Origin of the sequence: Pseudomonas sp. PAMC 29040 (assembly GCF_003994535.1) — a bacterium.
Taxonomy (GTDB): Bacteria; Pseudomonadota; Gammaproteobacteria; order Pseudomonadales; family Pseudomonadaceae; genus Aquipseudomonas; species Aquipseudomonas paraversuta.
In genome coordinates, this window is the sequence record NZ_RZAA01000005.1 from 398,034 (window position 1) to 424,086 (window position 26,053).

The window sequence follows — 26,053 nt, forward strand, 5'->3', positions numbered from 1 at the left end:
TGGCTTCTCCCGATCTGGATAATAAATGAAGCAAATACCGGCATGGGCGTTAGCGCTGACCCTGGTGACATTAACCGGGTGTACGACAGCTCCGCCCAAAGACCAGGGCAATCTATGCAGTATCTATCGCCAGTATCCTGCCTGGTACAAGGACTCGGTCGCGATGCAGAGCCGCTGGGGAACGCCTCCCCATGTGGCGATGGCGATCATGAAACAGGAAAGCAGTTTTGTCGCTGATGCGCTTCCTCCCCGCGCTTATCTGTTGTGGGTAATCCCGTGGGGCAGGGTCAGCCCGTCATACGGCTACGCGCAAGCTCAACCGCCGGCCTGGAAGGATTTCGAGCGAAGCATGGGCAGTGGCGGTTCTCGCGATAACTTTGCCGATGCCATCATGTTTATCGGATGGTATGCCGCAGGTACCCAGCAGCAGTTGGGGATTTCCAAATGGGATACCTACAACCAGTATCTGGCGTATCACGAGGGCAGGGGCGGTTACAGTCGCAATACATACCGTGCCAAACCCTGGCTGATGCAGGTGGCCCGTAAAGTTGAGCAGCAGTCGAAAACCTATGGTGCGCAGCTTAACCAGTGCCGCGGAGAGCTGGAGCGTAACAGGCGTTCGTTCTGGTTCTTCTAGCTCCCCCGCAATTCATTGTAGGAGCAAGCTCGCTCCTGCAGTTGATGAGGTAGACAACGGAAATAAAAAAAGCCCCGCCAGTTCAGAACTGGCGGGGCTTTTTAGTGGCCTGCAGGTTTAGACGAGTGGTTTAGACTCGTGTTCCTTGCCTTCGGCTACGGTTTCGCCAGCAGCTGCCTGAGCGGCAGCAGCGGCGGCTGCTTCACGCTTGCGGCGACGTACTTCGCGCGGGTCGTTAGGAGCGCGACCGTTGCTTGGTGCGGTGTTGGCAACCGGAGCTGCAACCACTACTTCAGTCACTTCAGTCACTTCAGTCGCGACAACAACTTCTGCCGGAGCAGGTTGTTCAACTACAGCTGTCTCGATCACGGCGGCTTCAGCCACTACGACTTCGACAGCCACAGGTTCAGCCACAGGAGCCGGAGCTGCCTCGACAATAGCCGGCTCGGCAATCGGCTCGCGTACAAAACGGGCTTCCTTGACGTGCTCTGGCGCTTTTTCGATGGCTGGTGCCTCAACAACCGGTGCTTCCACGCTTGGCGCTTCTACTGCCGGTGCTTCGACTACCGCTTCAACCACTGGCTCTGGCGCAGCTACAACAGGCGCTTCGACTGCCGGGGCAGGCTCGGCAACTACCTGAGCTTCAGGCTGTGCTTGCGGTGCTGCAGGCACTTCAACTTCTGGTGCCTTGACTGCTTCGACCGGGGTGACCGCTTCAACAGCTGGCGCTTCAACTACGGGTGCTTCAACCACAGGGGCTTCTACAACCGGTGTTGGCACAATGGCTACTTCAGTTGTTTGAACCTTTTCAGCAATCACGGTTTCTGCCGGAGCCGATTCCTGGACGGTCTGGGTAGCACGCTCGGCCTGTTGATTGGCCTGGGCTTCAGCAGGAGCGCTGATGACCGAGCTGGCAACGGCTTCAGTGACGGCCAGACCGGCAGCCAGTTCAGTGGTGGAAGGAGCGTTTTCGGCAGTGCCTTCTTCGCTGTTTTCTTCCGAGCCTTCAATCACGTTGCCATTGGCATCGCGTTGACGCTCACGACGGTTGCTGCGACGACGCTGGCCACGGGAGCGGCGGCGTGGACGATCGCCTTCGGCGTTGTCCTGCGACTCGTCCTGGGATTGCTCTTCGTTCGACAGAGCTTCTTCGTCTTCTGCGGCTACTGGCTGTACTTCCCGTGGTGCACGTTCTTCGCGGGGAGCACGCGGCTGGCGTTCTTCCCGTGGAGGGCGCGGTGCCCGCTCTTCTTCGACGACGACGGCTGCAACGGCTGCGGCAGGAACGGCATCCAGAGGCTCGCGCAATTCGCGAACGCGCTCTTCACGGGCTTCGCCGCGCGGTTTGCGTTCTTCACGAGGTGCGCGTGGAGCACGTTCTTCACGAGGTGGACGCGGTGCGCGTTCTTCACGGGCAACAGCAGCTACCGGAGTTTCTTCGCGCGGCTCGCGGACTTCGCGTGGTGCGCGTTCTTCTCGCGGTGCACGCTCTTCGCGTGGCTTGCGCTCTTCATCGCGACGGCCATTGCGATTGCGGCTTTGCTGGCGACCATTGCGGCGCTCTTCATTGCGCGCAGGACGCTCTGTCGTTGCCGGCTTCTCAACCACGGTCGGAGCAGCAGGCTCTTCCTTGGAGGCGAACAGGCTTACCAGCGATTTGACCAGGCCTTTGAACAGGCTTGGCTCGGCGATGGTAGCGGCAGGTGCAGCAGCAGGAGCCGGTGCAGCAGCTTCGGTCGGAACCGGTGCCGAGGTGCGCGGCGGTGCTGTTTTGACTGCAGCTTCCTGGCGAACCAGAGTGCGAGTGGCGGCAGCCGGCTGAACTTCTTCCACTTCCGCAGCAGCGGCAGCGATTTCGTAGCTGGACTGGTTGGTGTGGGCTTCCGGGCTGTCATCACGCAGGCGCTGAACTTCGAAGTGCGGCGTCTCGAGGTGATCGTTCGGCAGAATGATGATGCGTGCACGGGTCCGCAGTTCGATTTTGGTAATCGAGTTGCGCTTCTCGTTGAGCAGGAATGCAGCAACCGGGATTGGCACCTGGGCGCGCACTTCGGCAGTGCGGTCTTTCAGGGCTTCTTCTTCGATCAGGCGCAGAATGGCCAGCGACAGCGATTCAACGTCACGGATGATGCCGGTGCCATTGCAGCGTGGGCAAACGATGCCGCTGCTTTCGCCCAGGGATGGACGCAGGCGCTGACGGGACATTTCCAGCAAGCCAAAGCGCGAGATACGACCCACTTGTACGCGGGCACGGTCTGCTTCCAGGCACTCGCGGACTTTTTCTTCCACGGCGCGCTGGTTTTTGGCAGGGGTCATGTCGATGAAGTCGATGACGATCAGGCCGCCGATGTCGCGCAGGCGCAACTGACGGGCGATTTCTTCAGCCGCTTCAAGGTTGGTTTGCAGTGCGGTTTCTTCGATATCGCTGCCTTTGGTGGCGCGCGCCGAGTTGATGTCGATGGACACCAGGGCTTCGGTCGGGTCGATAACGATGGAGCCGCCGGAAGGCAGTTCAACGACACGCTGGAAGGCGGTCTCGATCTGGCTTTCGATCTGGAAACGATTGAACAGCGGAACGCTGTCTTCGTAGAGTTTGATTTTGCTGGCGTACTGCGGCATCACCTGGCGGATGAAGGTCAGGGCTTCGTCCTGTGCTTCAACGCTGTCGATCAGTACTTCGCCGATGTCCTGGCGCAAGTAGTCGCGGATGGCGCGGATGATCACGTTGCTTTCCTGATAGATCAGGAATGGCGCGGAGCGGTCCAGGGAGGCTTCTTTAATGGCGGTCCAGAGTTGCAGCAGGTAATCGAGGTCCCACTGCATTTCTTCGCTGCTGCGGCCCAGGCCTGCAGTGCGCACGATCAGACCCATGTCGGCCGGAGCGATCAGGCCGTTCAGGGCTTCGCGCAGCTCGTTGCGTTCTTCACCTTCGATGCGACGGGAGATACCGCCGGCACGCGGGTTATTAGGCATCAGAACCAGATAACGGCCGGCGAGGCTGATGAAGGTGGTCAGGGCTGCGCCCTTGTTGCCACGCTCTTCTTTCTCGACCTGCACGATAACTTCCTGGCCTTCGCTCAGGACGTCCTTGATGTTGACGCGGCCTTCAGGAGCTTTCTTGAAGTACTCGCGGGAGATTTCCTTAAGTGGCAGGAAGCCGTGGCGCTCAGAGCCAAAATCGACAAAGGCAGCCTCAAGGCTTGGTTCGATGCGAGTAATACGGCCTTTATAGATATTGGCTTTCTTCTGCTCGCGCGCGCCTGACTCGATGTCCAGGTCGTAGAGGCGTTGGCCATCTACCAGTGCAACACGCAACTCTTCAGGTTGAGTTGCGTTAATCAGCATTCTTTTCATGTTGTACCGTCGGTTTCCGGGCTACCGGAAACGGCGTTCGGCACACACGACTTCTCATGGTCGGTGTCAGGTGCGTCAGGAGCAGTTGGCCACTCCTGTGTCCAGCGAGGTTCGACCAATGGGGGCGAAGTCGCGACTTACGCTTCCTGCTTGCTGTGGTGACTTAAGCACTCAGTCAGGAGGAGGAATCAACCAGCGGCTGTGGACGAGATGAAGCGTCTTGATAAAGCCTATTGCTACACAGTCCGGCGGTTGTGCATCTCCACCCTACACGTATCCCTGATAATTCGGGTGCTGCCGCGCGCAGAATCCGCAGCGGGTTGGCATTTACCGTGTTCTCCAAAAGGGGAGTTCACGCATCATGGCTAATAAAGGCGATGTTTCCGAAGCATTCGCTTGATATGCCCGAAGCTGACTGCACTTTGTGAACTGGCCGTGAATATCGGCGTAAAAGGCGAGTTTGCACTCTGCTTTCCAGGCTCGCTTCAGGCCTCATGTCACCTGCGCTTGTTACAACTCCAGGTGTTCCGTATCCAGCAAAAGCCCCGTAGGACGGCCTCGCGTCCTGATTAAGAGCGTTGGGCAGGGCCGGTTATTCACCGTTAATCCGCTGTCCAGGCCGCTTTTGGCGGCGTTCGCGACTATAGCAGCAATGATTAAGTGCTTCAATTCCATAAAAAATTGTTATCATTCGCGGCATGACGACCACTACCCCCCCGACCCCCAGCGTCCAGCTGCTTGAGGTCTCGCCGGAATATGCCGGCCAACGCATCGACAACTTTTTACTTGCACGGCTCAAGGGTGTTCCCAAGACCTTGATTTACCGCATTTTGCGTAAAGGCGAAGTGCGTGTGAACAAGGGGCGGATCAAGCCCGAGTACAAGCTGCAGGCGGGCGATATCGTGCGCGTGCCGCCGGTTCGCGTGCCGGAGCGCGATGAACCGGTGCCGGTGGCTCAAGGTTTGTTGCAGCGACTCGAAGCCGCCATTGTCTACGAAGACAAGGCGCTGATAGTGCTGAACAAACCGGCCGGTATCGCTGTACATGGCGGTAGCGGTCTGACTTTTGGCGTAATTGAAGCCTTTCGTCAGATGCGCCCCGATGCCAAGGAACTGGAGCTGGTGCATCGCCTGGACCGGGACACTTCCGGCCTGTTGATGATTGCCAAAAAGCGCAGCATGTTGCGTCACTTGCATGCCGCATTGCGCGGTGATGGTGTCGACAAGCGCTACATGGCGTTGGTGCGCGGTAACTGGGCGGCGTCCATCAAGCAGGTGCGAGCACCGCTGATGAAGAGCAACCTGCGTTCCGGCGAACGTATGGTTGAAGTCAACGAAGAGGGCAAGGAGTCGGTCACCGTGTTCAAGGTGCTGCGTCGCTTCGGTGATTTTGCAACCATGATCGAGGCCAAGCCGATTACCGGCCGTACCCACCAGATTCGAGTGCACACATTGCATGCCGGTCACTGTATTGCCGGTGACACCAAGTATGGCGATGAAGGGTTTTCTAAAGAAATTCGCGATCTGGGTGGCAAGCGGCTGTTCTTGCACGCTTACATGCTGACGGTGCCTCTGCCTGAAGGTGGCGAGTTGAAGCTGCAGGCTCCGGTTGACGAAATGTGGGCCAAGACCGTGGAGCGCCTGCTGAGTGCGCCATGAGTACAAGCTGCTGATCTTCGACTGGGACGGTACGCTGGCTGACTCCATCGGTCGGATTGTCGCCGCGATGAAGGTCGCGGCACATCGCGCAGGCCGTCCTGAGCGCGATGAAGAGGCGATCAAGGGAATTATTGGCCTTGGTTTGCCTGAGGCCATCCTGTCGCTTTATCCCGATATGTCGGACGCCCAGGTGATTGCCTTTCGCCAGCACTATGCGGATGTCTACATGGCTATGGATACCGAGCCGTCACCGTTGTTTGCGGGGGTGGCTGAGTCGCTCGAGGCCTTTCGTGCCGAGGGTTACCGTTTGGCAGTTGCTACGGGCAAGGCGCGCCGGGGGCTTGACCGGGTGCTCAGGGCTCATGGCTGGGAAGATTTTTTCGATATCACCCGCGCTGCCGATGAGACCGCCAGCAAGCCTGATCCATTGATGCTGAATCAAATCCTGGCCCATTGCGACATGCAGCCCGGACAGGCCTTGATGGTGGGGGATGCGTCGTTTGATTTGCTGATGGCCCGCAACGCCGGTATTGATTCAGTTGCAGTGAGCTATGGTGCTCAGTCAATGGAGCGCTTGCTTGCATTTGAGCCGCGGTTGGCGATCGACAGTTTTCCCGAATTGCGTACCTGGCTCAATTGTCAGGTTAATTAAAGTCTTTGCTGGGGTAGAGCATGGTTGATCAATGGAAGGCGCCTTCAGAGTCTGAGCCGGCTGCCGGCGATGACAAAAGCTGGAAGCTGCTGGAAAAAACCCTGTTGGCAGGAATTCAGGAGCAGCGTCGGGCGCGTCGCTGGGGCATTTTTTTCAAGGTGCTGACCTTTTGTTATCTGATTACGGTGCTGATCCTGTTTTCTCCGTTGGTGGATATGGAGCGCAGTGCCACCAGTAGCGGGTATACCGCTTTGATCGATGTGCGCGGCGTGATTGCGGACAAAGAGGCTGCCAGTGCTGACAATATTGTCACCAGCCTGCAGGCTGCGTTCGCCGATCCCAAGGTCAAGGGTGTGGTGTTGCGTATCAACAGTCCGGGCGGCAGTCCGGTGCAGTCGGGCTATGTCTACGATGAGATTCGCCGTCTGCGCGGCTTGCACCCTGATATCAAGGTGTATGCGGTGATTTCCGATCTGGGTGCCTCGGGAGCCTATTACATTGCCAGTGCGGCAGATGAAATTTACGCCGATAAAGCCAGCCTGGTGGGCTCGATCGGGGTGACGGCTGCGGGCTTTGGTTTTGTCGGTGCAATGGACAAGCTGGGTATTCAGCGCCGCGCTTACACCTCTGGCGAACACAAGGCCTTTCTTGATCCGTTCGAGCCTGAAAAACCGGACGAGACCAAGTTCTGGCAGGGCGTGTTGAATGTCACCCATGAGCAGTTCATTGCCAGCGTCAAGCAGGGGCGTGGTGATCGCCTTAAAGACAAGGATCATCCCGAGCTGTTTTCGGGGCTGGTCTGGACCGGGCAGCAGGCATTGCCTCTCGGCTTGATCGACGGGTTGGGTAATGCCAGTTCGGTTGCCCGTGATGTGATCGGTGAAAAAGAACTGATCGACTTCACTGTGCAAGAGTCGGCGTTTGACCGCTTCTCGAAAAAGCTGGGCGCCAGTGTGGCTGAACAGTTGGCGATGTGGATGGGGTTCCAGGGGCCGACCCTGCGCTGATCCATGGATGATTTAAAAAAACCGGCCTTTTCAGGCCGGTTTTTTTGTTTTACGGAATCGCCACGCCTTGCGCGAGCAGCATGTCGACCAGGCGGATAAGTGGCAGGCCGACCAGGCTGGTGGCGTCATCGCCTTCGGTGCGCCTGAACAGGCTCACACCCAGACCTTCCGCTTTGAAGCTGCCTGCGCAGTCATAGGGTTCTTCGGCAAGCAGGTAGCGTTCGACCTGTTCCGGGGTGAGGGTGCGCATGTGCACGGTGAAGGGCACGCAGTCGGTCTGATAGTGGCCTGTCTGGCTGTTGAGCAGGGTCAGTCCGGTGAGGAAGGTTACGCTGGCGCCGCTGGCGTCCAAAAGTTGCTGGCGGGCCTTGTCAAACGTGTGGGGTTTGCCGATGATTCGTCCGTTGAGCGCTGCAACCTGATCGGAGCCGATAATCAAGTGGTCGGGGTGACGGGTGGCAAGTGCTTCGGCTTTTTGCCGGGACAGGCGTTTCACCAGTTCGACGGCTGATTCGCCGGGGCGGTGGCTTTCGTCTATATCGGGGGAGCTGCAGCTGAAAGGCAGGCGCAGGCGAGCCAGCAGATCACGGCGATAAGCCGAGCTTGAAGCGAGTAATAAAGGCAGCATGCGCGTCTCCTGTGGGCGGTCAGGGATTCTAACGATCGTACAGGATGTCGCACAGGCACAATTTCCTTTGACAGGTGAAGGGGTCGTCCCTAGAATGCTGCGCCTATGTTGAATGACCCGATTCCACCTCACGTTGACCCGCGCAAATTAGCTGATCGTGGCACTACCCTCCAAGGTGAAGTGTTGCTGGCTGATTTGGAGAGACTCTGCGACCCGCTTTCCGATACTCTCGGAACGGTCCAGGCGAAATTTGTTTTTGAACGAGATGAACGTAGGTCTGTGGTCATCCACAGCTCTATCGACGCCGAAGTCAAAATGGTTTGCCAGCGTTGTCTTGAGCTGGTCACCCTGCCGATCCACAGCGAGTGCAGTTATGCTGTGGTGAAAGAGGGTGCGAACACCCAGTCGTTACCGCAAGGTTATGACGTGCTGGAGCTGGGCGAGGATCCTTTGGATCTGCTGGCACTGATCGAGGAAGAGCTTCTGCTCGCCTTGCCCATTGTGCCTGCTCATCATCCGGAAGAATGCCAGCAGCCGGCGGGTCTCGATGAGCCCGATCCAGGCGAGGACGAGGTAACGCGGTCCAACCCGTTCAGTGTATTGGCGCAGTTAAAGCGTGACCCAAACGTTTAGGAGTTAATTAATTATGGCTGTTCAGCAGAACAAAAAATCCCGCTCTGCCCGTGACATGCGTCGTTCGCACGATGCTCTTTCGGCTAGCACTCTGTCTGTAGAAAAAACCACCGGTGAAATTCACCTGCGTCACCACGTATCGCCAGAAGGCGTATACCGTGGTCGTAAAGTGATCGACAAGGGCGCTGACGAGTAATCACTTGTCCGTTCAGGTCATCGCGATCGACGCAATGGGCGGGGACTTCGGTCCCCGCAGCATTGTTCAGGCCAGTATTGCTTGCCTGTCTGCTACTCCCTCGTTACACCTGACCCTCGTCGGTCAACCCTCCGAACTTGAAAATCTGATTGCCAGCTATCCGGCTGTGGATCGCACGCGCCTGACTATTACCCCTGCTTCAGAAGTGATCGCCATGAATGAGCGGCCTTCGCTAGCTTTGCGCAGCAAGCCAGACTCTTCTATGCGTGTGGCGCTGGAGTTGTTGCGTGACGGCAAGGTGCAGGCATGCGTGAGCTCAGGTAATACCGGGGCGCTGATGGCGCTGTCGCGGCATGTGCTTAAAACCTTGCCGGGGATTGATCGTCCGGCAATGGTGGCGGCGGTGCCGACCCAAACCGGCTACTGTCAGTTGCTGGATCTGGGGGCCAATGTTGATTGCACTGCCGGGCAGTTGTTTCAGTTTGCCGTGATGGGCTCGGTGGCGGCGCAGGCGCTGGGTATTCTGCGTCCGCGGGTCGCCTTGCTCAATATAGGCACCGAGGACGTCAAGGGTAATCAGCAGGTCAAGGAAGCGGCGGTATTGTTGCAGTCGGCGCCTGGCCTCAATTACATCGGCTTTATTGAGGGTGACGGGGTGTACCGGGGTGAGGCCGATGTGGTGGTGTGCGATGGATTTGTCGGCAATATCTTGCTCAAATCCAGCGAAGGTCTGGCGACGATGATTTCGAGCAGGATCCGGGCGGTATTCAAGCGTACGCTGTTCGGCCGGTTTGTCGGTGCGCTGGCGTTACCGTTAATGCGGCGTTTGCAGGCTGATCTGGCGCCCGCCCGGCATAATGGTGCGAGTTTTCTCGGTTTGCAGGGCATTGTTATCAAGAGTCACGGTTCGGCAGGTGCTCAGGGCTTTCAGAGTGCAATAGAGCGCGCACTGATTGAAATCCATGAAGACCTGCCAAAGCGTTTGTATGGACGCCTTGAAGGGTTGTTGCCGTAGGCGTTTTGCCGGCCGGGTACTGAAATGTGACCGCCCGGTCTAATCAGCCATCCAACTGTCAGTTTCTTGCGTCCGCCACGGCAGGACGTCAATTCTCCGACGACAAGATCATTAGGGGCTTGTTACATGTCTACATCCCTCGCATTCGTCTTTCCAGGGCAGGGTTCGCAGTCCCTCGGCATGTTGGCCGAGCTGGGCGCGGCTCATCCGCTGGTCATTGATACCTTCAAAGAAGCTTCTGATGCTCTGGGTTACGACCTGTGGGCCGTGACCCAGGAAGGGCCGGCAGAAAAACTCAATCAAACTGATGTTACCCAGCCAGCCATTCTGACTGCCTCGATTGCCCTTTGGCGTCTGTGGCTGGCCGAAGGCGGCAAGCGTCCGGATTATGTTGCCGGTCACAGCCTGGGTGAATACAGCGCTCTGGTGGCTGCCGGCTGTCTGAGCCTGGCGGATGCGGTCAGGCTGGTTGAGCGTCGCGGGCAACTGATGCAGGAAGCTGTTCCGGCCGGTCAGGGCGCCATGGCGGCGATTCTGGGGCTCGAAGACGCCGTTGTGCTGCAAGCCTGTGCTGAAGCTGCCCAGGGTGAAGTGGTCAGCGCGGTTAACTTCAACTCGCCGGGTCAGGTTGTAATTGCCGGTTCCAAGGCTGCCGTCGAGCGTGCCATGGAGCTGTGCAAGGCCGCCGGAGCCAAGCGTGCGCTGCCATTGCCGGTCAGCGTACCTTCGCATTGTGAGTTGATGCGTCCTGCCGCAGAGCGCTTCGCCGAGTCGATTCAAGCGATTGATTGGCAGGCGCCACAGATTCCTCTGGTGCAGAACGTCAGTGCGGCCATTGTGCAAGATCTGGAAACCCTCAAGCGCGATCTGCTCGAGCAGCTGTACAAGCCGGTGCGCTGGGTTGAATCGGTACAGGCGCTTGCAGCCAGCGGTCCGGTTGACTTGGTTGAGTGCGGTCCGGGCAAAGTCCTGGTAGGCATCAGCAAACGTTGCGCAGAAGGCGTAACCACTCACAACTTGAATACCCCAGATGCCTTCGCCGCTGCGCGTACGGCACTGGCTTGAATTAGGAGAAGCCTGCATGAGCTTGCAAGGTAAAGTTGCACTGGTAACCGGCGCCAGCCGTGGTATTGGCCAGGCTATTGCCCTGGAATTGGGTCGTCAGGGCGCCGTTGTAATCGGCACTGCTACGTCGCAAGCCGGTGCCGAGCGCATTGCTGCCACCCTGAAAGAACACGGTGTTCAGGGTACCGGCATGGAACTTAATGTTACCAGCGATGAATCAGTTGCCGCGGTGCTGAACAGCATTCAGGAACAGTTCGGTGCGCCGGCGATCCTGGTCAATAATGCCGGCATCACCCGCGATAACCTGATGATGCGGATGAAAAATGACGAATGGCATGACGTCGTCGATACCAACTTGAACAGTCTGTTTCGCCTGTCCAAGGGTGTTTTGCGCGGCATGACCAAGGCCCGTTGGGGACGAATTATCAGTATTGGCTCTGTTGTGGGTGCCATGGGCAACGCAGGCCAAGTAAACTATGCCGCCGCCAAGGCTGGCCTGGAAGGTTTCAGCCGTGCGCTGGCACGTGAAGTGGGCTCGCGCTCGATCACTGTGAACTCGGTAGCACCAGGGTTTATCGATACCGATATGACCCGCGAGTTGCCGCAGGCACAGCGTGAAGCCTTGCTGACACAGATTCCGCTGGGCCGTTTGGGTCAGGCACAAGAGATCGCAAACGTGGTTTCTTTTCTGGCCTCTGACGGTGCAGCCTACGTGACCGGAGCTACAATCCCGGTCAACGGCGGGATGTACATGAGTTAAATGTGACGGATTGCTTCAAAAAAATGTCATACGAGCTGTCTAAAATCCGTTATAAAGCTGCAATCTATTTATAGGCAGAGGGCCGTTGAGGGATGAGTGCAAAGCTTTCAGTTGAAAAACTGAAAAGTCTTTCGATACACTTGCCCGCTGGCCAGCTGCCTGAATTTGTCCATTAGGAGTGAAAACAAGGTATGAGCACCATCGAAGAGCGCGTCAAGAAAATCGTAGCCGAGCAACTGGGCGTTAAAGAAGAAGAAGTAGTAAACACTGCTTCCTTCGTTGAAGACCTGGGTGCCGACTCCCTTGACACCGTTGAGCTTGTGATGGCTCTTGAAGAGGAATTCGAGACTGAAATTCCTGACGAAGAAGCTGAAAAGATCACGACCGTACAAGCTGCTATCGATTACGTGACTAACCACCAGGCTTAATTGCTTGTAATCGTTGCTCGCTGTTATGGAAAAACCGCACTGCCGCTCTGGCGTGCGGTTTTTTCTTTAGGTGTGATGCAAAGTGTCGTCAATAGAATAAAGGAGAGTGCTGTGTCGCGTAGACGCGTCGTAGTCACCGGTATGGGGATGTTGTCGCCGCTGGGTGCAGATGTACCAAGCTCCTGGCAAGGCATTCTGGCAGGCCGAAGTGGCATTGGTCTGATCGAACACACGGATCTTTCTGCCTATTCCACCCGTTTTGGCGGCTCGGTACAGGGTTTTAACGTTGAGGATTACCTCTCCGTCAAAGAGTCCCGAAAACTTGACCTGTTTATTCAATACGGATTGGCAGCCGGATTTCAAGCTGTGCGTAATTCCGGCCTTGAAGTCACAGATGCCAATCGTGAGCGCATCGGTGTAGCAATGGGCTCCGGTATTGGTGGTCTGACCAATATCGAAGAAACCAGCCGTACCCTGCATGAGCAAGGCCCGCGACGGATCTCTCCGTTTTTCGTGCCTGGCTCGATCATCAATATGATTTCCGGCTTTCTGTCTATCCACCTGGGTACGCAGGGTCCGAACTACGCCATTGCCACAGCCTGTACCACGGGTACGCACTGCATCGGCATGGCGGCACGCAACATTGCTTACGGCGAAGCCGACGTAATGATTGCCGGCGGCGCCGAGATGGCCGCGTGCGGTCTGGGCATGGGCGGCTTTGGTGCCTCGCGTGCGTTGTCGACCCGTAACGACGACCCGACGCGTGCCAGCCGTCCCTGGGACAAAGGCCGTGACGGTTTTGTGCTTTCTGATGGTGCCGGTGCGCTGGTGCTTGAAGAGCTTGAGCATGCCAAGGCCCGTGGTGCGACCATCTATGCCGAACTGATAGGTTTTGGCATGAGCGGTGATGCTTATCACATGACCTCGCCTCCGGCTGACGGTGCGGGCGCTGCACGCTGCATCACCAACGCCTTGCGCGACGCCAGAATAAACGGCGATCAAGTGCAGTACATCAACGCCCATGGCACGTCGACGCCTGCGGGTGACCTGGCGGAAGTGTCGGCGATCAAGTCGGTGTTTGGCGAGCACGCCTACAACCTGGCGGTGAGCTCGACCAAATCCATGACCGGTCACTTGCTGGGTGCTGCAGGCGCGGTAGAGGCAATCTTCAGCGTGCTGGCGATCAACAGCCAGATAGCTCCGCCGACCATCAACCTCGATGAGCCGGATGAAGGCTGCGACCTCGATTTCGTGCCGCACAAGGCGCGGGAAATGCCGATCGATGTAGTGCTGTCCAACTCATTCGGTTTTGGCGGCACCAACGGCTCGTTGGTGTTCCGCCGGTTCACCGACTGATGCAAAGCTGGGTCGACGGCCAGCCAGCGAACGCCTTGGCGTCGCTTAAAGACCGTGGGCTGGCCTACGGTGATGGTCTGTTCGAGACCATTGCCGTCAAGGCCGGCAAACCGAAGCTGCTGGACCTGCACTTGCAGCGTCTGGCACTCGGTTGTACCCGACTGGCGATTGTTGCGGATCAGGCATTGATCCGCAGCGAATTGCTGGCGTATGCGCAGGCCATGGGGGAGGGCGTTCTCAAGCTCATCCTGACCCGTGGCGACAGTCTGCGCGGTTACAGCGCCAACCCCGAGGCGCAACCTCGAAGAATTCTTCAAGCCGGTCCGGCTGCTACTTACCCGCAGGCCCATGCCGAGCAGGGCATCCAGCTGTTTGACTGCGCCACCCGTCTGGCCGAGCAGCCGCTATTGGCGGGGCTCAAGCACCTTAATCGCCTGGAACAGGTGATCGCCCGTTCTGAATGGCAAGACCCGGCCTACGCCGAGGGCTTGATGCGCGACACCTCGGGCCGGATCATCGAAGGTGTGTTCAGCAATCTGTTTCTGGTCCGCGACGGTGCCTTGCTCACCCCCGACCTGCAGCGTTGCGGTGTGGCCGGCGTGATGCGCGCAGCGCTACTGGCCGAGGTCGGACAGCTGGGCATCCCTTGTCATGTTTCTGACATCAGCCTGAAGCAATTGCAGCAGGCCGATGAACTCTTTCTCTGCAACAGCGTATATGGCATCTGGCCTGTTCGCGGGTTTGCAGAGCTGAGCTGGCCGGTGGGGCCGCTCACCCGTAAACTGCAAGGCATTGCTCGCACCCTATTGGATGTTTGATTCGTGAAACGTAAATTCTTGGTGCTGCTGGAGACAGGTCTGGTGCTGGCGGGATTGTTGCTGGGCGCTAGCGCCTGGAAGCTCAACTCGGCGCTGGAACAACCGCTTAACCTGACACAAGAGCAACTGCTCGACGTACCGGCTGGCGCCACGCCGACCGGCACCTTCAATCGGCTAGAGGCCGACGGCACGCTGGATGACGCTTTCTGGCTACGCCTGTACTGGCGTTTCAATCTCGAGGGCCAGCCCCTGCACAGCGGTGAGTACCGCATGACTCCCGGCATGAGCGCCCAGGACCTGATTGGCCTGTGGAAGCGTGGTGAAGTGGTGCAGTACAGCTTGACCCTGGTCGAAGGCTGGAACTTCCGCCAGGTACGCAGCGCCCTGGCAAAACACGAAAAAATCGAGCAGACCCTAGACGGTTTGAGCGACAGCGAAGTCATGGCCAAACTCGGTCATCCCGGAGAATTCCCGGAAGGCCGGTTCTTTCCGGACACCTATCGCTTCGTGCGGGGCATGACTGACGCTCAATTGCTCGAAAAATCCTACAACCGTCTGGAGAAAGTGCTGGCCGAAGAATGGGAGCAGCGAGACCCGGACGTACCCTATGCCGACCCTTACCAGGCGCTGATCATGGCCTCTCTGGTAGAGAAAGAAACCGGGGTGCCCCAGGAACGCGGGCAGATTGCCGGGGTATTCGTGCGCCGCATGAAAATCGGTATGCCGCTGCAAACCGATCCCACCGTGATCTACGGGCTGGGCGAGCGCTACAACGGCAAGCTCACCCGTAGCCATCTGCGTGAACCCACGCCGTACAACACCTACACCATTGCGGGTTTACCGCCGACACCGATTGCCATGGTCGGGCGTGAAGCGATTCATGCCGCCTTGCACCCGGTCAGTGGCAGCAGCCTGTATTTTGTTGCCAAGGGCGATGGCAGCCACACCTTTTCCGATGATCTGGATGCGCACAACAATGCCGTGCGCGAGTTCCAGATCAAGCGTCGTGCCGACTACCGTTCAAGTCCGGCGCCGACCCCGGCAGCGGAGCCGGTGAGCCCTGCGGCCGAGCCGCAAAGCCCGCAATGACATTGATTAAGGATTGCTGCCTGTGACTGGCTTGTTTATTACCCTGGAAGGCCCCGAAGGCGCGGGCAAAAGCACCAATCGCGAATACCTGGCCGAGCGCCTGCGCAGCGCCGGTATCGACGTGGTTCTGACCCGCGAGCCCGGCGGCACGCCATTGGCCGAGCGAATTCGCGAGCTGTTGCTGGCACCCAGCGATGAAGCCATGTGCGCCGACACCGAGCTGCTGCTGGTGTTTGCCGCCCGTGCCCAGCATCTGGCCGAGGTGATTCGTCCGGCACTGGCCCGTGGCGCCGTGGTCTTGTGCGATCGCTTCACCGACGCCACTTATGCCTATCAAGGTGGCGGCCGCGGTTTGTCGCAAGAGCGTATCGCCAGCCTTGAAACCTTCGTGCAAGGTTCATTGCGCCCGGACCTGACCCTGGTGTTTGATCTGCCGATTGAAGTCGGCATGGCCCGGGCCAGCGCCCGTGGGCGGCTTGACCGTTTCGAGGAGGAAGGCCGGACATTCTTTGATGCGGTGCGCAGCACCTACCTCAAGCGTGCCGGAGCTGAGCCCGGGCGTTATCGTCTGGTGGATGCCGCCCAGTCACTGGAAAACGTACAAGTGCAGCTGGATGCCTTGTTGCCAGAACTGCTGGAACTGCACCGTGGCTGAGGCTTATCCGTGGCAGGACGGCCTGTGGCAGCAAATGGCCGGGCGTGCCCAGCATGCTCACGCCTATCTGTTGCACGGGCCGGCGGGCATCGGCAAGCGCGCGCTGGCCGAACGCCTGATGGCCAGCCTGTTGTGCAGGCAGCCGGTCGGGCTGGAGGCCTGCGGGGCGTGCAAGTCCTGCTCGTTACTGGCTGCGGGCAGTCATCCCGACAACTACATCCTGGAACCCGAAGAAGCCGACAAGGCGATCAAGGTTGACCAGGTACGGGATCTGGTCAGCTTTGTGGTGCAAACCGCGCAGCTGGGCGGGCGCAAGGTGGTGCTGGTCGAGCCGGTTGAGTCGATGAACATCAACGCTGCCAACGCCCTGCTCAAAAGCCTTGAAGAACCGTCCGGCAATACCATTTTGTTGTTGGTCAGCCACCAGTCCAGTCGCCTGCTGCCGACCATCCGCAGTCGTTGTGTGCAACAAGCCTGCCCACTGCCGGGCGAGGCCCTGAGCCTGGAGTGGCTGGCCGGGGCATTGCCCGAGTGCAGCAGCGAAGAGCGGGTCGAATTGCTGACGCTGGCAGCGGGCTCGCCCCTGGCCGCGGTCAAGCTGCAGGCCCAGGGTGTGCGTGAACAGCGGGCTGCGGTAGTGGCCGGGGTAAAAAAACTGTTGAAGCGCGAGCTGTCAGCGACGCAACTGGCGGAAAGCTGGAATGCCATACCATTGCTGCTGCTGTTTGACTGGTTTTGCGACTGGTCGAGTTTGATCCTGCGTTATCAGTTGACCCAGGACGAGTCCGGTCTTGGTCTGGAAGACATGCGCAAAGTACTGCAGTACCTGGCGCAGAAAACCCCGCAGGACAAAGTCCTGAATATTCAGGACTGGATTCTCGCCCAACGGCAAAAAGTGCTGAGCAAAGCCAACCTCAACCGGGTGTTGTTGCTTGAGGCACTCTTGGTGCAGTGGGCGGGTCTGCCCGGCCAGCGCTGATTTGATTGAATTGTGAAACAGGTGATTTTTGTATGCTCGTAGATTCCCATTGCCACCTCGATCGCCTTGATCTGAGTGCCCATGACGGTTCGCTGGACGCCGCCCTTGAAGCGGCACGCCAGCGCGGTGTCGGGCACTTTCTGTGCATTGGCGTGAGTGCCGACAATGCGGGCGATGTCAAAGCCCTGGCGGATCGCTATACCGATGTCGATTGCTCGGTGGGTATCCACCCGCTGGATGTTCAGCCGGGGGCCGCGCCAGCGCTGGACTGGTTGCTGAACGAGTTGAATCACCCGCGGGTGGTGGCCATTGGCGAGACGGGTCTGGACTATCACTACGAGCCGGAAGCCGCCGAGTTACAGCAACTGTCATTTCGGGTTCACCTGGAGGCGGCGCAGCAGACCGGCAAACCTGTGGTGATCCATACCCGTGGAGCTCGCGCCGATACCCTGGCCATGCTGCGTGAAGCGGCGCTGCCCAATGCCGGCGTGTTGCATTGCTTCACCGAAGACTGGGACATGGCCAGGGCTGCGCTGGACATGGGCTATTACATTTCGTTGTCGGGGATTGTCACCTTCCGTAATGCCGACGCCCTGCGCGATGTGGCCAGCAAAGTACCGGCGGATCGCCTGCTGGTTGAGACCGACTCGCCGTATCTGGCGCCGATTCCCTATCGTGGCAAGCCGAACCTGCCGCAATACGTGCGCGAAGTCGCCGAATTTCTGGCCATGTTGCGCGGCGAGTCCTACGAGCGTTTTGCCGAGCAGACCACCGAAAACTTCAAGCGCCTGTTCCCCCTGGCCCGGGTTCAGGGCTAGCCCCCAACGCCTTGCGGGAGCGAGTGGGTGAGTGGCAAAAAAAAACCCGGACTCTGGGGAATCCGGGTTAAGACCATTAGGAGTAAAACAAAGGCCTACATTCCATTGTCGCCTTGATCGGCGAAACACTTGGGGGGGATGCTGCGCCGACTCCTTAAGTATTGGTCAGCTTTGTTGAACGTCCAGTCTCTGTTGGTCATTTTTTAAACAGATTTGGAATACGCGTGATTCGTTTGAGTGCTCATAGTGTTTATATGAAATTCTCGGTAAACGTCTATACGCAGGATGGTCCGTGCAATTTAGCGTGACTAATGCATAATACTCCGCTTCGATTTTGACCCGAACAGACCTTTTCTTATGCACAAAGAACCCCGTAAGGTCCGTGAGTTTCGTCGCCGCGAGCAAGAAATTCTCGATACCGCGCTCAAGCTGTTCCTCGAACTTGGTGAAGACAGCGTCACCGTCGAGATGATTGCTGATGCCGTAGGTATCGGCAAAGGCACGATTTACAAGCACTTCAAGTCCAAGGCCGAGATCTATTTGCGCCTGATGCTCGACTACGAGCGCGATTTGAATGAATTGCTGCAATCCGCTGACGTTGATAAAGACAAAGAGGCGCTGTCGCGCGCCTACTTTGAATTTCGCATGCGTGATCCCCAGCGCTACCGCTTGTTTGACCGCCTCGAAGAAAAGGTCGTCAAAGGTAATCAGGTACCTGAACTGGTTGAAGAGCTGCACAAGATCCGTGCTTCCAACTTCGAACGCCTGACCCTGCTGATCAAGGGTCGCATCAGCGAAGGCAAGCTCGAAGACGTGCCACCTTACTTCCACTATTGCGCGGCCTGGGCGCTGGTGCACGGCGCCGTGGCGCTGTACCACTCGCCGTTCTGGAGCAACGTGCTGGAAGACCAGGAAGGGTTCTTCCAGTTCCTGATGGACATCGGCGTGCGCATGGGCAACAAGCGCAAGCGTGATACGGACACCCCGGCTGTCGAGTAAGGCTGCAAGGCATATACTTGGATCTGGGTCTTGCCAAAACTTGATTTCTAAGTCAAGTTTTGGCGCGCTCTATATTCCCCGTGCCGGAGTCATCCATGATTGTTGATCGCCAAGGCAGACGTTTTCGCAATTTGCGTATCAGTCTGACCTCTGCCTGCAACTACGCCTGTACCTACTGCGTGCCCAACGGCAAGCGACTGGTCGCAGCGCAGGATGAACTGTCGGCCGAGGCCATGGTGCGCGGGGTGGCCTACCTGATCGAAGCCGCAGGCATCGAGCGCTTGCGTATTACCGGCGGCGAACCGCTGGTCAGTCCCAAGCTCGAAACCTTTATGCGTGAAGTTGGCCAGTTGGGCCTGAGTGATATCAGCCTGACCACCAACGGCCAACTGCTTGCGCGAAAATTGCCGCTGCTGGTGGATGCCGGTATTCGCCGCCTCAACGTATCCCTCGATACCCTTGATCCTGTTGCGTTTCGCACCATTGCCCGGGGCGGCGATCTGCCGACCGTCCTCGACGGCATGCAACAGGCCAGCGCCGCGGGGATGAAAATCAAGGTCAACATGGTGCCGTTGCGCGGGCAGAACCTGGATCAGGTCATGCCGCTGCTGGAGTACTGCCTTGAGCGCGGCTATGAGCTGCGCTTTATCGAACTGATGCGCATGGGGCATCTGGCCAGTGATGGCAACGCCTTCCTGCAACAGTTCGTCAGCCTGCAACAACTGTTGTCGCTGATTGGCGAGCGCTATGAATACCTGCAGGCCGATGCACCGGTGGATGCCACGGCGGTGCGCTACCAGATCCCGGGGTTTGGTCACTTCGGTGTGATCGCCAACGAAAGCGTCCCGTTCTGCCGTACCTGCTCGCGGTTGCGGCTGTCGTCCACGGGCTGGCTGCATGGCTGTCTTTCGTCGAGCAATCGCCACTATGTCGGCGACCTCCTGAACAAACCCCGCCACCAGGCCCTGCCAGCCCTGCAAAGCTTGTTGATGAAAGCCCTGGGCGACAAGCAGGACGTTGCCTTCTCGGGCGGCGCCACTGTGATGAAAATCATCGGCGGCTAAGCCCCCTGCGTATCAATGCCCGCAGGAGCGAGTCCTTGAACGGCCCGTGAGCCAGCTTTTACATCTAATCCCTGTATGTGGGATGCAAAATTATATATTGAGACTTTTCCATTTCCGGGTTTATAGTCGGCAGCAGCTCCACGCACTCACACTAAAAAAATAAAACAGGTGAAGTGATGCCCAGATATCCCAGGATTCCCCTGCGCGCCCGTGCGACTCCCCCATCCCCCAGATTTCTCGGCCGGCCATCGACAGATGTCCGGTTTTCGTCGTGCTTTCTTTTTGGAGTCCTGATCCATGGCTGAAGCCCTTTCACTGCCGCCGGCAGTCGAGCCGCCCCGTGGCGAGCGCCTTAAAAACAAGGTGGTGCTACTGACCGGCGCCGCCCAGGGTATCGGCGAGGCCATCGTTGCCAGCTTCGTCTCGCAACAGGCGAAAATGGTCATTAGCGATATCCAGGTCGAGAAGGTCGAGAAAGTCGCAGCCCATTGGCGTGAGCAAGGGGGCGACGTGCAGGCCATCAAGGCCGACGTGTCCTGCCAGGCCGACCTGTATGCCATGGTCGCGCTGGCCATGGAACTGCATGGCCGGGTCGATGTGCTGGTCAATTGCGCCGGGGTCAACGTGTTCCGCGATCCGCTGGAAATGACCGAGGAAGACTGGCGTCGCTGTTTCGCCATCGATCTGGACGGCGCCTGGTATGGCTGCAAGGCGGTTTTGCCGCAAATGATTGCGCAGGGCATCGGCAGCATCATCAACATTGCCTCCACCCATTCGAGCCACATTATTCCGGGCTGCTTTCCGTACCCCGTGGCCAAGCATGGCCTGCTGGGGCTCACCCGCGCGCTGGGCATCGAGTACGCCGCCAAAGGCATCCGCGTCAATGCCATCGCCCCCGGTTACATCGAGACCCAGTTGAACGTCGATTACTGGAACGGTTTCGCCGACCCCCATGCCGAGCGCCAGCGCGCCCTTGATCTGCATCCGCCGCGACGTATCGGCCAGCCGCTGGAAGTGGCAATGACGGCTGTATTCCTGGCCAGCGATGAGGCGCCGTTCATCAACGCCTCCTGCATCACCATCGATGGCGGGCGCTCGGTGCTTTACCACGACTGATCCCGCATCCGGACCTGTCAGGCTTTCAAACACCTCAAAAATAACAACAAGGAGTTTGCCATGTACCGTCGTCCCTTCATTCGTACCCTGTGCTGCGCGGCCCTGGCGGCCAGCGCATTGAGTCTGAGCAGTGCCTTGCTGGCTGGCGATCCGGTAAAGATCGGTTTTCTGGTCAAGCAGGCGGAAGAACCCTGGTTCCAGACCGAATGGGTGTTCGCAGAAAAGGCCGCCAAGGACAAAGGCTTCGAGCTGATCAAAATTGCTGTGCCGGATGGTGAGAAGACCCTGTCGGCCATCGACAGCCTGGCAGCCAACGGCGCCCAGGGCTTTGTCATCTGCCCGCCGGATGTCGGTCTGGGCCCGGCGATCATGGCCAAGGCCAAGGCCAACGGTTTGAAAGTCATCGCTGTCGATGACCGCTTTGTCGATGCCAACGGCAAGTTTATGGAAGAGGTGCCGTACCTGGGAATGGCAGCCTTCGAAGTCGGCCAGAAACAGGGCAATGCGATGGTCGCCGAAGCAAAAAAACGCAACTGGGACTGGAACGACACCTACGCCGTAATCAACACCTTCAATGAACTGGACACCGGTAAGAAACGCACCGACGGCTCGGTCAAATCCCTCAAGGACGCGGGCCTTGCCGATGATCATATCCTGTACTCGGCGCTTAAAACCCTCGATGTGCCCGGCAGCATGGATGCCACCAACTCGGCACTGGTCAAACTGCCCGGCGGCGCGAAAAACCTGATTATTGGCGGCATGAACGACAGCACCGTGCTCGGCGGGGTACGGGCCACGGAAAGCGCCGGTTTCGCCGCCGCCAACGTCATCGGGATCGGCATCAACGGTACCGACGCCATTGGCGAACTGAAAAAGGCCAACAGCGGTTTCTACGGCTCCATGCTGCCGAGCCCACATATCGAAGGCTACAAGACCGCAACCATGATGTTTGAGTGGATCACCGAAGGCGAAGAGCCGCCTCTGTACACCGCCATGGACGAAGTAACGCTGATCACCCGGGACAACTTCCAGGAAGAGCTGACCAAGATCGGTTTGTGGAATTGAGTCGAGGTCACTATGCCGCAGCCATTAGCCACTCAAGCACTGACAAGCAATACCGACAGCCTGCGCTTCAACGGCATCGGCAAGCATTTCCCCGGGGTCCAGGCGCTGGCCAATATCAGCTTTGTCGCCCATCCCGGCCAGGTGCATGCACTGATGGGCGAGAACGGTGCCGGTAAATCCACCCTGCTGAAAATCCTTGGCGGTGCCTACGCGCCAAGCAGCGGCAACCTGCAGATCGGCGAGCAGTCGCTGGTCTTCAGATCCACCGCTGAAAGCATCGCCAACCGGGTCGCCGTGATCCATCAGGAGCTGCATCTGGTACCGGAAATGAGCGTGGCCGAGAACCTGTTTCTCGGCCATCTGCCGGCGCGCTTTGGTCTGATCAAGCGCGGCGAATTGCGGCACCAGGCCCTGCAGTTGCTCAAGGGGCTGGCCGATGAAATCGATCCGCAAGAGAAGGTTGCCCGCTTGTCCCTGGGCCAGCGGCAACTGGTGGAAATCGCCAAGGCGCTGTCCCGCGGGGCTCATGTCATTGCCTTCGATGAGCCCACCAGCAGCCTCTCGGCGCGGGAAATCGACCGCCTGATGACCATCATCGGACGCCTGCGGGATGAGGGCAAAGTGGTGCTCTACGTGTCCCACCGCATGGAAGAAGTATTCCGCATCTGCAACGCGGTCACGGTGTTCAAGGATGGCCGCTATGTTCGCACCTTCGAGCAGATGAGCGAGCTGAGCCACGACCAGCTGGTGACCTGCATGGTCGGCCGTGACATTCAGGACATCTATGACTACCGCCCCCGTGAGTGTGGCGAAGTGGTGCTCAAGGTCGACCGCCTGCTCGGGCCGGGGTTGCGCGAGCCGGTGAGTTTTGCAGTGCGCAAGGGCGAGATTCTCGGCCTGTTCGGGCTGGTGGGCGCCGGGCGTACCGAGCTGTTGCGCCTGCTCGGCGGGCTGGCCCGTCACAGTGGCGGCCAGGTAGAACTGCAAGGCGTTGCGCTCAAGCTGCGCTCGCCCCGGGATGCGATTGCTGCCGGGGTGCTGCTGTGCCCGGAGGATCGGAAAAAGGAAGGCATCATTCCTTTGGCCAGCGTCGCGGAGAACATCAACATCAGTGCCCGCGGCGCCCATTCCACCCTGGGTTGCCTGTTGCGCGGGGTATGGGAGCGCGACAACGCCGACCGGCAGATCCATGCCCTGAATGTGAAGACTCCGACGGCGTCGCAGAAAATCATGTTCCTGTCCGGCGGCAATCAGCAAAAAGCCATTCTCGGGCGCTGGCTGTCGATGCCGATGAAAGTGCTGCTGCTTGACGAGCCGACCCGGGGCATCGATATCGGCGCCAAGGCCGAGATCTACCAGATCATCCATCGTCTGGCCGCCAGCGGAATTGCGGTGATAGTGGTGTCCAGCGACCTGATGGAAGTGCTGGGGATCAGCGACCGCATTCTGGTTTTGTGCGAAGGCGTGGTCAGCGGTGAGCTGCCAAGAGCCCAGGCCAATGAATCGAACCTGTTGCAAATGGCCTTGCCCCGCCAGCGCGGCTAACGGCGTGACCCACTGAGAGGTTTGTATGACAACCCAAGATTCGACACTGGCGACACCCCGTAAAAAACTCGACATGCGCCGCTTCCTCGACGATTGGGTCATGTTGCTGGCAGCGTTTGCGATTTTCCTCCTCTGCACCTTGCTGATCGACAACTTCCTGTCGCCGCTCAACATGCGCGGCCTGGGCCTGGCCATCTCCACCACCGGGATTGCTGCCTGCACCATGCTCTATTGCCTGGCGTCGGGGCATTTCGATCTGTCCGTGGGATCGGTGATTGCCTGCTCCGGAGTCGTTGCCGCGGTGGTCATGCGTGACACCGACAGTGTGTTCCTGGGTGTCTGCGCGGCGCTGGGCATGGGCCTGATTGTCGGTCTGATCAACGGCATCGTTATCGCCAAGTTGCGGGTCAACGCGCTGATTACCACCCTGGCCACCATGCAGATCGTGCGCGGACTGGCGTATATCTTTGCCAATGGCAAGGCGGTGGGGGTGTCCCAGGAAGCGTTTTACGTCTTTGGTAACGGCCAGGTGTTCGGCGTGCCGGTGCCGATCCTGATCACCATCGTCTGCTTCCTGTTCTTTGGCTGGCTGCTCAACTACACCACCTATGGCCGCAACACCATGGCCATAGGCGGCAATCAGGAAGCGGCGCTGCTGGCCGGGGTCAATGTCGACCGCACCAAAATCATCATCTTCGCCGTACACGGGCTGATTGGCGCGCTGGCCGGGGTGATCCTGGCTTCGCGCATGACCTCGGGCCAACCCATGATCGGGCAGGGCTTCGAGCTGACCGTGATCTCGGCCTGTGTACTGGGCGGGGTGTCATTGAGCGGCGGGGTGGGGATGATCCGGCATGTGATCGCCGGGGTGCTGATTCTGGCGATTATCGAGAATGCGATGAACCTGAAGAACATCGACACGTTCTACCAGTACGTGATTCGCGGTTCGATCCTGTTGCTGGCGGTGGTGATCGACCGCTTGAAGCAGCGCTGACTCTGAATACCGGCTGCCACAGGTTTTGCGCCATGGCATGCAGCAAACTGGCGCGCAAACTGCATTACGCGACTATTCGCCGGTTTTCTGTCACCGGCCATCGGGAGATCAGGATGCGTAGTCTGTTTGTGGTGCTGTCGGCGCTGGCGCTGGGTGGCTGTATGACGGTCAGCGATCTGGGGGAGGGCGCACGTTATCAAATGAGCGACGCCGGTCTGCTCGATCACAGCAATACCCGGCGCAGCAATTCACTGCGCATCCAGCCGGACTCCTATATCTACATTGCCCAGGGGCCATTCGCCCCCGTAGGCGATCCTTATGTACGGCCCAATGTGGTGGCGGAAGAAGCCTATAACGGCTTTATCGAATACTTCCCCATGGTGCGCCGCGCCAAAGCGCCGCTGGGGCTTGACCAGGCCATGACTGAAGCCCGTGGCTATGGTGCGCATTACTTGCTCTACACTCGCTTTGCACGGGCCGACGACCGTATCGGCAACAGTGACGAATGGCTGGATCAGGAAGAAATCAGCCGCCTGGGGGTTGATGGCGGCGTGATCCAGGTGATGTTGATCGAGACCAGCACCCAGTACCTGATCGATACCGCGACCATTCGCAGCCGTGGCGGCTTGCTGACGTTCCATGAGCAAAAGCCGGCGGACCTGATCGGGCCGCCGCTCGCCAAGTACGCGCGCAGCTTGATAGGCTTGAGCGACCAATAAGACCAGGAGAGCAGCATGAGTGAGCCGGTAGACGTCAGTAACCTGTTGGCGCAAATTCCCAAAGCCGACAAAGGCCTGCCTCCGGTTCATCTATGGGATACGGCATTCTGCGGTGATATCGACATGCGTATCGCCCGTGACGGCACCTGGTACTACATGGGCACGCCGATTGGCCGCAAGCCCATGGTCAAACTGTTCTCGACCATCATTCGCCGCGACGGCGATGATTATTTCCTGATCACCCCGGTGGAAAAGGTCGGAATCAAGGTCGATGACGCGCCGTTTGTGGCGGTCACGCTTGAGGTTCAAGGGCAGGGCGAGCAGCAGGTACTGCGCTTTACCACCAATGTTGAAGAACAGATCACCGCCGGCAGCGAACATCCGCTGCGCATCGTGATTGACCCCGACACCCAGGAACCCGCGCCCTACCTGCTGGTGCGGCGCAACCTTGAAGCGCTGATCCACCGCAATGTGTTCTACCAACTGATCGAGCTGGCGGTTGCCCGGCCCATCGACGGCCAGAGCTGGCTGGGGGTCTGGAGCAGTGGCGTGTTCTTCCCTATAGGCCCCGAGCCGGTCTGAATCCCTGCGCCACACCTGTAACAACCTGTGGGAGCCGGCTTGCCGGCGATTGCCTGTGCGCGGTGAACCAGACCTGCGCACTGTATGCATCGTCGGCAAGCCGGCTCCCACAAGGATTTTACGGATACAGTGTTATCCCTATATATGGGAGTGCAATTTATATATTGAGATTTGGCCGCCCCAAGGTTTATAGTCGCCTGCACTGATTCACAGCATTCACT

26 protein-coding genes are annotated in these 26,053 nt (G+C 58.6%); 24 read left to right on the plus strand and 2 right to left on the minus strand.

The annotated features are described in order from the left end of the window. Positions 1-25 precede the first annotated feature (25 nt). On the plus strand, positions 26-637 hold the full coding sequence (locus tag WG29040_RS11905) for a hypothetical protein (protein WP_029612302.1): 612 nt from the start codon (positions 26-28) through the stop codon (positions 635-637). Positions 638-754: 117 nt separating this feature from the next. Here WG29040_RS11905 and rne read toward each other — a convergent pair whose 3' ends face one another. After that, on the minus strand, positions 755-3,982 hold the full coding sequence (rne, locus tag WG29040_RS11910) for a ribonuclease E (protein WP_127196190.1): 3,228 nt from the start codon (positions 3,980-3,982) through the stop codon (positions 755-757). A 707-nt stretch (positions 3,983-4,689) separates the two neighbouring features. Here rne and rluC point away from each other — a divergent pair. Genes rluC through WG29040_RS11930 form a run of 3 tightly spaced genes read left to right on the plus strand, consistent with a single transcriptional unit; the run spans position 4,690 to position 7,308 of the window. After that, positions 4,690-5,649, plus strand: coding sequence for a 23S rRNA pseudouridine(955/2504/2580) synthase RluC (rluC, locus tag WG29040_RS11920; RefSeq protein WP_003442528.1), 960 nt, complete (start codon positions 4,690-4,692; stop codon positions 5,647-5,649). After that, on the plus strand, positions 5,639-6,301 hold the full coding sequence (locus tag WG29040_RS11925; RefSeq protein ID WP_003442527.1) for an HAD-IA family hydrolase: 663 nt from the start codon (positions 5,639-5,641) through the stop codon (positions 6,299-6,301). The genes rluC and WG29040_RS11925 overlap by 11 nt, the downstream gene beginning before the upstream one ends. A gap of 20 nt (positions 6,302-6,321) precedes the next feature. Further along, positions 6,322-7,308, plus strand: coding sequence for a S49 family peptidase (locus WG29040_RS11930; RefSeq protein ID WP_003442525.1), 987 nt, complete (start codon positions 6,322-6,324; stop codon positions 7,306-7,308). Positions 7,309-7,357: 49 nt separating this feature from the next. On the opposite strand, the gene WG29040_RS11935 is transcribed toward WG29040_RS11930, so the two are convergent. Beyond that, positions 7,358-7,936 (minus strand): nucleoside triphosphate pyrophosphatase, encoded by a 579-nt coding sequence (locus WG29040_RS11935; RefSeq protein ID WP_127196191.1) that lies wholly within the window; start codon positions 7,934-7,936, stop codon positions 7,358-7,360. 105 nt (positions 7,937-8,041) lie between these two features. Here WG29040_RS11935 and WG29040_RS11940 point away from each other — a divergent pair, with 105 nt between their 5' ends. From WG29040_RS11940 to WG29040_RS12035, 20 genes are all read left to right on the plus strand, one after another. After that, a complete protein-coding gene (locus WG29040_RS11940; protein ID WP_003442521.1) occupies positions 8,042-8,569 on the plus strand; it encodes a YceD family protein in 528 nt (175 codons plus the stop codon). Positions 8,570-8,582: 13 nt separating this feature from the next. After that, on the plus strand, positions 8,583-8,765 hold the full coding sequence (rpmF, locus tag WG29040_RS11945; protein ID WP_003442519.1) for a 50S ribosomal protein L32: 183 nt from the start codon (positions 8,583-8,585) through the stop codon (positions 8,763-8,765). A 4-nt stretch (positions 8,766-8,769) separates the two neighbouring features. Then, positions 8,770-9,780 (plus strand): phosphate acyltransferase PlsX, encoded by a 1,011-nt coding sequence (gene plsX, locus WG29040_RS11950; protein ID WP_127196192.1) that lies wholly within the window; start codon positions 8,770-8,772, stop codon positions 9,778-9,780. Positions 9,781-9,906: 126 nt separating this feature from the next. Beyond that, positions 9,907-10,845 carry an ACP S-malonyltransferase gene (gene fabD, locus WG29040_RS11955; RefSeq protein ID WP_029612305.1) on the plus strand — a complete coding sequence of 313 codons (939 nt, stop codon included), beginning with the start codon at positions 9,907-9,909 and terminating at the stop codon, positions 10,843-10,845. Between the two features lie 16 nt (positions 10,846-10,861). Continuing rightward, positions 10,862-11,605 (plus strand): 3-oxoacyl-ACP reductase FabG, encoded by a 744-nt coding sequence (fabG, locus tag WG29040_RS11960; RefSeq protein WP_010655790.1) that lies wholly within the window; start codon positions 10,862-10,864, stop codon positions 11,603-11,605. A 191-nt stretch (positions 11,606-11,796) separates the two neighbouring features. After that, positions 11,797-12,033, plus strand: a complete 237-nt coding sequence (gene acpP, locus WG29040_RS11965) for an acyl carrier protein (protein ID WP_003442511.1) — start codon at positions 11,797-11,799, stop codon at positions 12,031-12,033. 111 nt (positions 12,034-12,144) lie between these two features. Continuing rightward, complete coding sequence (gene fabF / locus WG29040_RS11970; RefSeq protein WP_010655791.1) at positions 12,145-13,389, plus strand: beta-ketoacyl-ACP synthase II; 1,245 nt, start codon at positions 12,145-12,147, stop codon at positions 13,387-13,389. Beyond that, positions 13,389-14,207 (plus strand): aminodeoxychorismate lyase, encoded by an 819-nt coding sequence (gene pabC, locus WG29040_RS11975; protein WP_127196193.1) that lies wholly within the window; start codon positions 13,389-13,391, stop codon positions 14,205-14,207. The genes fabF and pabC overlap by 1 nt, the downstream gene beginning before the upstream one ends. Positions 14,208-14,210: 3 nt before the next feature. Continuing rightward, a complete protein-coding gene (gene mltG, locus WG29040_RS11980) occupies positions 14,211-15,296 on the plus strand; it encodes an endolytic transglycosylase MltG (RefSeq protein WP_127196194.1) in 1,086 nt (361 codons plus the stop codon). 22 nt (positions 15,297-15,318) lie between these two features. Beyond that, a complete protein-coding gene (tmk, locus tag WG29040_RS11985; protein WP_127196195.1) occupies positions 15,319-15,951 on the plus strand; it encodes a dTMP kinase in 633 nt (210 codons plus the stop codon). Continuing rightward, entirely contained in the window at positions 15,944-16,930 is a 987-nt protein-coding gene (locus WG29040_RS11990; protein WP_127196196.1) for a DNA polymerase III subunit delta', read from the plus strand. The genes tmk and WG29040_RS11990 overlap by 8 nt, the downstream gene beginning before the upstream one ends. Before the next feature lie 32 nt (positions 16,931-16,962). Further along, positions 16,963-17,748 carry a TatD family hydrolase gene (locus WG29040_RS11995; RefSeq protein WP_127196197.1) on the plus strand — a complete coding sequence of 262 codons (786 nt, stop codon included), beginning with the start codon at positions 16,963-16,965 and terminating at the stop codon, positions 17,746-17,748. Positions 17,749-18,105: 357 nt separating this feature from the next. Beyond that, a complete protein-coding gene (locus tag WG29040_RS12000) occupies positions 18,106-18,747 on the plus strand; it encodes a TetR/AcrR family transcriptional regulator (RefSeq protein ID WP_003442473.1) in 642 nt (213 codons plus the stop codon). Positions 18,748-18,842: 95 nt separating this feature from the next. Continuing rightward, entirely contained in the window at positions 18,843-19,811 is a 969-nt protein-coding gene (locus tag WG29040_RS12005) for a GTP 3',8-cyclase MoaA (protein WP_003442470.1), read from the plus strand. 297 nt (positions 19,812-20,108) lie between these two features. Continuing rightward, entirely contained in the window at positions 20,109-20,927 is an 819-nt protein-coding gene (locus tag WG29040_RS12010; RefSeq protein ID WP_127196198.1) for an SDR family oxidoreductase, read from the plus strand. 60 nt (positions 20,928-20,987) lie between these two features. Continuing rightward, the gene (locus WG29040_RS12015) at positions 20,988-21,992 is read left to right on the plus strand and encodes a substrate-binding domain-containing protein (RefSeq protein WP_127196199.1); all 1,005 of its coding nucleotides are present in this window, start codon (positions 20,988-20,990) and stop codon (positions 21,990-21,992) included. A 12-nt stretch (positions 21,993-22,004) separates the two neighbouring features. Then, the gene (araG, locus tag WG29040_RS12020; protein ID WP_003442459.1) at positions 22,005-23,537 is read left to right on the plus strand and encodes an L-arabinose ABC transporter ATP-binding protein AraG; all 1,533 of its coding nucleotides are present in this window, start codon (positions 22,005-22,007) and stop codon (positions 23,535-23,537) included. A gap of 25 nt (positions 23,538-23,562) precedes the next feature. Beyond that, positions 23,563-24,531 carry an L-arabinose ABC transporter permease AraH gene (gene araH / locus WG29040_RS12025; protein WP_127196200.1) on the plus strand — a complete coding sequence of 323 codons (969 nt, stop codon included), beginning with the start codon at positions 23,563-23,565 and terminating at the stop codon, positions 24,529-24,531. 113 nt (positions 24,532-24,644) lie between these two features. Beyond that, entirely contained in the window at positions 24,645-25,250 is a 606-nt protein-coding gene (locus WG29040_RS12030; RefSeq protein ID WP_003442451.1) for a DUF4823 domain-containing protein, read from the plus strand. Between the two features lie 15 nt (positions 25,251-25,265). Beyond that, complete coding sequence (locus tag WG29040_RS12035) at positions 25,266-25,832, plus strand: DUF1285 domain-containing protein (protein ID WP_003442449.1); 567 nt, start codon at positions 25,266-25,268, stop codon at positions 25,830-25,832. The last annotated feature ends 221 nt before the right edge of the window (positions 25,833-26,053 follow it).